Consider the following 5115-nt stretch of genomic DNA (forward strand, 5'->3'; position numbering starts at 1 on the left):
ACGATGACCCTCGACCGCAAGCATCGGGCCGCCAAACTGGCCGAAATCCAAGCGCGTCCGTGAATAGGGCCGGCTAGCTGCGTCCATCAGCTAGCAGGATCAATTGCAAGTCGGATGCTTCAAGGTCGTAGCAGAATCGCGCCGGCGGCTTGGCCGTTTTCAAAGGTCGCGTGCGCCTCGGCAACGTCGGAGAGCGGGAAGCTCTTCCACGCGGTTGGCTTGATAATGCCTTCAGCGACCGCTGCGAACACCGCCGCCGCACGATGGCGATACTCTCCAAGCTCTGTGGCGTGAGCACTCAGGCCTGGACGCGTCAGGTACAATGACCCTTTCGCGTTCAGCACACCGAGGCTGACCGGGTCGGGAGCGCCCGCTGACGCGCCGATCGACACCATCATCCCGCGCGGGCGCAGGCAGTCCAGCGACGCTGTGAAGGTTGGCTTGCCGATCCCGTCATAGACCACATGGGCCTTCTGCCCGCCCGTGATTCTGGTCACTTCCGCAGCAAGGTCGGAGGCACCCCAGACAAGCACGGTATCGCAACCGGCATCCTGGGCCCGCGACACGCTCGTCTCTTTGGAGACAACACCAATAACAAAGGCACCGAGTGACTTCGCCCAGGGCACCATGATCTGACCAAGTGCGCCAGCTGCCCCGTAGAGCAGTACGACCGTGCCTGGGCCGACCGTGCAGGTACTGTGAAGCAGGTAATGCGCGGTGATGCCCTTGAACAACACCGTGGCCGCATCCTCGGCGCTTAGATTGTCGGGCAGCCGGATCAGGCGGTTGGCTGGATACAGCCTCCCGCTCGCGTAACTACCTATCGGCCCCAGGATATAGGCGACACGATCGCCCGGCGTGACATTTGTGACGTCCGGACCGACGGATGCCACCCTCCCTGCCGCTTCCAGCCCCAGACCGCTTGGCAGCGCGATGGGAACGGCACCGCTGCGCTGCGTGACGTCCAGGTAGTTGACGCCGATCGCCTCTTGTTCCAGCCATACCTCCCCAGCGCCGGGGTCGGTTGGTGCAACTTGCGCAATGGTCAAAACGTCGGGACCGCCGGTCGTCGTCAGCCGGATTGCAATGCTCATGGTGTATCCTCGTTGCTAACGTGCGGTGGTGTCATCAAGCGCCGGCAATGCGGCGCTCTCGCCCGACCGGGTTGACTGTCAGTCTGGTGTGACCGGCTGACCGAGCATGACGCCGTACTTCCCATGCAGAATGTCGAGGCGGTAGAGATGAGCTGGGTAGGCAAGCATCTCGTGCAGGAGCTCGGACCGTAGGAAGTTGCGACCGCGAGGGCCGGGATGTCAGGCCGCCGCTTCGGCGGGTTCAGACATCGTGATCCGGTTCCGGACGCTCGGGCGTTCCTGCATCCGTGCGTACCAGTCCAGCAGGGCCTTGCACTCCGCAGGCACTGCGAGGCCGACAAGTTCCGCGAAGATCAGGCCGCCGATGACAGTGATATCGGCCATCGAGAAGGTATCGCCAGCAACGAACGCCCGGTGCTGGAGTACCCCGTCGAAGTAGCGCATCCCGCGTACCGCCTTGTCGCGTTGGCGAAGCCCCCACTCCTCGTTCTGGTAGAGCTCGACATCCGGCCCGAGACCTGGCGTGGCATGGTGGAAGTAGACGCTGACGGCATCGAGCAGCTCGATCTCGGCGCGCTTGCTCATCATGTGGATCACGCCCTGCTGAAGCGGCGTGGTGCCGGTGAGAACAGGCTTGCCGTTCAATGCATCGAGGTACTGGGTAATTGCGGTGCACTCAGCGATGAGAGTGTCGTCATCGAGTTCGAGCACCGGGAGGGTGCCGGAGTAGTTCTTTGCCAAGAAGGCCGGCGTTTTGTGCTTACCCTTCCAAAGGTCGATCGAGACGAACCGCACCTGTGCTTGTAGCCCCAATTCACCCAGGGCAATGCGGACCCGTGCCGGGTATGGGCCGGTATGCCAATCGTAGATCGTCATCATCGCTAAACCTCATCTATCTACCACTTGGTAGACAGTTATTAGTCCTTCCAATCAGGATGCGCAACCCCTATCTATCAGATGGTAGGCATCGGGTATGAGTGCGGGATGAGCATGGATACGAAGGAGGCAATCCTGTCGGCAGCACGGACGGCAGCGCAGGCGCACGGATATGGGGGCCTCAATTTCCGCGACCTGGCGGCCGAGGTCGGAATCAAGGCAGCAAGCCTCCACTACCATTTTCCAAGCAAAGCCGATCTCGGCGCGGCGGTTGCGAAGCGCTATTGGCAAGACGCCGCGGCCGAGCTTGAGGCAATGCGAAGCGAGTTGCCGGATGCGGCCGACTGCCTGCGCCGCTATCCGACGATCTTCCGCCGATCGCTTGAAAACGGAAATCGCATCTGTCTGTGCAGCTTCATGGCTGCGGAACACGACGATCTGCCAGAGGCTGTAAAAAAGGAGGTGGAGAACTTCGCTGACATCAACGTGTCTTGGCTGAGCAAGACCTTGGCTGCGGCTGGTTTGACTGACCTCGCTAAGACTGAGAAGCATGCACGCGCTATTTTTGCTGCAATATCCGGCGCTCAACTCTTGGCGCGAAGTCGGGCGGACATCGCCGTGTTTGACGAACTTGTCAGCAGCTATCGCGAGACGGGTTTTCTGCCTGGATGAGCATGAGGTGATAACGGCCAATATGGCCAACCCCTACAACCCGGCATCGAGGGACGGGCCTGCCCGTCGAAGCGGCCTGCATCGCAGCCTATAGCCGCGACGCGGTTTCCCTCTGTGCCGATCTCCACACGGACCCTGTGCGCAATCCTGGTGGCGTCATTTCAGCAGATTAGGTCATTCCGTCATGGTGCCGGTTGCAGGGCTTCCGTTACGGCCGCAGGATTGCGGCCGATCACCATAAGGTAGGCGCGAGCGGCGGCATCGGGGTCTTTGCGCCCCTGCTCCCAGTCCCGCAACGTGCCGAGCGGGATATGGAACCGTGCCGCGAATTCTTCCTGCGACAGGCCAAGCGCCCTGCGGATGATCTTCGTGCGCGGCGTCGGCTTCATGCGCTCGAAATCCTCAGGCGTCATGGGCTGCGTGTCCGGATCGGCCAGTGCAGCCGCATGGATGTCCTCGGGGGTCATCGCATCTGCGCGGGTCCAGTCATGCTTCGTTGTCGTCATGATACCTCCGTCGCTCATAGGGTTCGGCTAACCGCGCCGAGATGATCCTGATGGCCTCGCCTCTCATCGTGTAGGCGATGAAGAGCAGCCGGCCTTCCACCATGGCGAGACTGGCAAAGCGCTGTTCATCAGCACCCTGGCTATCGTCGTGCCAATCCAGGGCGAAGGGGTCTTTGAACCCGTCGCGGGCGGCTTCGAAGGTGACACGGTGCTTGGCCAAATTCTCCGCAGCCTTCGTATCGTCCCACTGAAACACCCCATCATCCATATACTACGGCTTAGCCGTAGTGCTGTCAAGAGTCAAGAACAGTTGGTAGTGTCTCAGTTTCAATTTGGCTCAAACAAAAACGCCCGCAGCTCTCGCCTCGGGCGTCGTGCGCTGACTTGCCGATGAGATCAGGCGGTAGCAGCAGCCTTCTTGCGCTTTACGCCATAGCCGATCGCGCCAAGCGCCAGGAGGGCAGCCCCGAACATGGGGGCGGAAGCAGGAAGGGGGACAACGCTGACACTGCCGATGTTTATGGTGAATGTGTCTGTACTTTCGCCGCTACCGGCAAATAAGTACGTGTAGGTGCCTTGCGATAGACCCAAAGTTGCGAACGTGTTATTGCTGAAGATATCTACCGAAGTGCCTAAAGGATCGCCGGACACATAGCCGTTCGGCACTACCAATGTATTTATTTGCGCGTTTATTCCTACTAGTGACCCTGAAGTAATATCTGGATAAAAGTCAGATCCGGTTCCGAATGAACCCGGTCCATTGATAGAACCGGCATAACGCATCTTAGGGTCTGTGTACGTTCCGAGTTCGAGAGACCCGATGGATGCGTTGACGGTGGGACCGGAGCCTCCGTTGTCGATGAAAGAAAACGTGGAAAGGTCGAGGGAACCACTCCCGGTCGCGACAACGTTCGTGCCAACCTGATCGATGTTCACGATGTAAGCCGCTTTCGCGGTCCCCGACATTAAACTCAAAGCCAATCCAGCCATCACGGCCGCGTGTTTCATGCGCATTGAACATCCTCCACGCAGCCGTGCCCCAGCGGCGTGCGAAGGTTACAAGCCCGTAAGGTAAGGGATTGTCAACGCTAAGAGATGGTTAAGGACAGAAACCAGCGTCGCATCAAGCGGTCGCGGTAGCCTTCCGGTACATTCCACGCTTCCCCGGCCTCGGCAATCCAGCCTCCACCATCTCGGCTAGATCTTCCCATGACCGAAGACGGTCAGCATGGCAGTGACTTCAAAAATGCCACTTACCATCCCTCTATCTGGTGCTCTCTTGAATTTGACGACTGCTTTCGCGGCGTACTTGTGACTGAACGGAGTTGCAATATCGCCTCCCATGCTTCCACTAAGCATATAGGAGATGGGGCCAACCCGCGACCGGGGTCAAGACCCGCCGATTTCAAACTGAGACACTACCGAACAGTTGCTCAGGCCGAAGACAAGCCTTGCCGCCGCAACGACCGCGCCAGCGTCCACCGGGCAACGCCCAGGTCACGGGCCACCTCTGCAGGGGCCTCGCAGGCCAGAAGGCGGCACCGCGCCTCGGCAAGCTGCCCTTCATCGAGCTTCGGCGGACGGCCGAGCCGCGCCCCACGGCGGCGCGCCGACGCCATCCCCTCGCGCGTCCGTTGCGCCAGCAGGCGGCGCTCGAACTCCGCGATCGCGCTCATGATGGTGTAGACCAGCATGCCCGCAGGAGTGGCCGTGTCGATTTGCAGGCTAACGATTTCGAACTCGATCCCCATGGCCCGCAGCCGCTCGGACTGGCTGACGGCATCGAGGACCGACCGGAAGGCCCGGTCCAGGTCCCACACGACGAGCGTGTCGCCCGGCCGCAGCTCAGCAATGACGGCATCGTAGACCGGACGGCGCGGGCTGACCGCCGAGACGATTTCGAGGCAGAGCCGGTCGCAGCGATCCCGCAGGCCATCCACCTGCCGGTCCGGGCATTGCTCCTGCGT

The 5115-nt window shown here is 60.7% G+C and carries 7 protein-coding genes; 1 reads left to right on the forward strand and 6 read right to left on the reverse strand.

Annotated elements, in window-relative coordinates:
- Positions 1-119 precede the first annotated feature (119 nt).
- Together M8523_RS35710 and M8523_RS35715 are read right to left on the reverse strand one after the other, a co-directional pair.
- Complete coding sequence (locus M8523_RS35710) at positions 120-1094, reverse strand: quinone oxidoreductase family protein (protein ID WP_282589547.1); 975 nt, start codon at positions 1092-1094, stop codon at positions 120-122.
- 219 nt (positions 1095-1313) lie between these two features.
- Positions 1314-1970, reverse strand: a complete 657-nt coding sequence (locus M8523_RS35715) for a glutathione S-transferase (RefSeq protein ID WP_282589552.1) — start codon at positions 1968-1970, stop codon at positions 1314-1316.
- A gap of 108 nt (positions 1971-2078) precedes the next feature.
- Between M8523_RS35715 and M8523_RS35720 the strand changes: the two genes are divergently transcribed.
- Positions 2079-2642 carry a TetR/AcrR family transcriptional regulator gene (locus tag M8523_RS35720; RefSeq protein ID WP_282589553.1) on the forward strand — a complete coding sequence of 188 codons (564 nt, stop codon included), beginning with the start codon at positions 2079-2081 and terminating at the stop codon, positions 2640-2642.
- Positions 2643-2824: 182 nt separating this feature from the next.
- Here the strand turns inward: M8523_RS35720 and M8523_RS35725 are convergent, their stop codons facing one another.
- The 4 genes from M8523_RS35725 to M8523_RS35740 all read right to left on the reverse strand — a co-directional run.
- Positions 2825-3148 (reverse strand): helix-turn-helix domain-containing protein, encoded by a 324-nt coding sequence (locus M8523_RS35725; protein WP_282589548.1) that lies wholly within the window; start codon positions 3146-3148, stop codon positions 2825-2827.
- Positions 3129-3404: a BrnT family toxin gene (locus M8523_RS35730; protein WP_282589549.1), complete on the reverse strand. Its 276-nt coding sequence runs from the start codon at positions 3402-3404 to the stop codon at positions 3129-3131. The genes M8523_RS35725 and M8523_RS35730 overlap by 20 nt, the downstream gene beginning before the upstream one ends.
- 140 nt (positions 3405-3544) lie before the next feature.
- Positions 3545-4156: a hypothetical protein gene (locus M8523_RS35735; RefSeq protein ID WP_282589550.1), complete on the reverse strand. Its 612-nt coding sequence runs from the start codon at positions 4154-4156 to the stop codon at positions 3545-3547.
- 425 nt (positions 4157-4581) lie between these two features.
- Positions 4582-5115, reverse strand: a 534-nt coding sequence (locus tag M8523_RS35740; protein ID WP_282589551.1) for a recombinase family protein, incomplete at its 5' end; no start/stop codon positions are given.

Origin of the sequence: Lichenifustis flavocetrariae, from assembly GCF_026130545.1 — a bacterium.
GTDB lineage: Bacteria > Pseudomonadota > Alphaproteobacteria > Rhizobiales > Beijerinckiaceae > Lichenihabitans > Lichenihabitans flavocetrariae.